The organism is Mesorhizobium sp. M4B.F.Ca.ET.017.02.2.1 (assembly GCF_003998955.1).
In the GTDB taxonomy this organism is placed as follows: Bacteria; Pseudomonadota; Alphaproteobacteria; order Rhizobiales; family Rhizobiaceae; genus Mesorhizobium; species Mesorhizobium abyssinicae.
Genome location: NZ_RZOF01000682.1, coordinates 1 through 654, shown reverse-complemented (window position 1 = coordinate 654; position 654 = coordinate 1). Strand labels below are relative to the sequence as shown.

The 654-nt window shown below is 61.5% G+C and carries 2 protein-coding genes; both read right to left on the bottom strand.

Annotated elements, in window-relative coordinates:
• Window positions 1–183: beta-ketoacyl synthase N-terminal-like domain-containing protein (locus EN738_RS34830; RefSeq protein ID WP_275955146.1), on the bottom strand; the 183-nt coding region annotated here is incomplete at its 3' end.
• Window positions 184–465: an acyl carrier protein gene (locus tag EN738_RS34825; RefSeq protein ID WP_029356603.1), complete on the bottom strand. Its 282-nt coding sequence runs from the start codon at window positions 463–465 to the stop codon at window positions 184–186.
• Window positions 466–654: the final 189 nt, after the last annotated feature.

Sequence of the window (654 nt, the reverse complement as noted above, 5' to 3'; positions counted from 1 at the left end):
GATGTCGTGCTCGGGCAGCGCCTTGATCTCAGCGCCGGTCATGCCCTCCAGGTCATGAAGCTCGGAATTGGCGAGCGGGCCGATGGCGGAGCGGCCTTCGCGCATCTCTTTCCACATAGAGGCGGCGTCAGTGCCCAGTCCGCACAGGCCGCCCACTCCGGTGATAACGACGCGCCTGTCCATTCAAGCCTCCTTCGCAAGCAAGCCGCGGACGGCTTCCACGACGTCGCCGACATTCTTGAGATTGGACCAGGCATCGGCCGTGTTCATATCGATCTTGATGCCGTAGGCCTGTTCCACATCCCAGAGGACGTCCGCCAAACCCAGCGAATCGAACCCGAGCGCGTCCAGTTCCGTGGCGATTGTTATCTCGCCGACGAATGACGCAGGCATTCCCTCACCGCTCTCCGACTCGGCGCGTTTCTTGATCAGGGCAATGACGTCCGTTGCGAATTGATCGGCCATTCTGTTTCCTGTCTTTCTTTCCCGCGTTTCGACCCGGACCCGCGGCTCAGTTCCTGAGGCGCGCCGCGTCGCGAAAGCCATCACGCTTGTGCGACTGACAAAGCCCAATGCTCATAAAGCCGGATCAGGTCCGGCCGGTGTGTGGCGTAGGTGCAGTATGACGATGTGAGCCGCTACACCGTGCGCGTC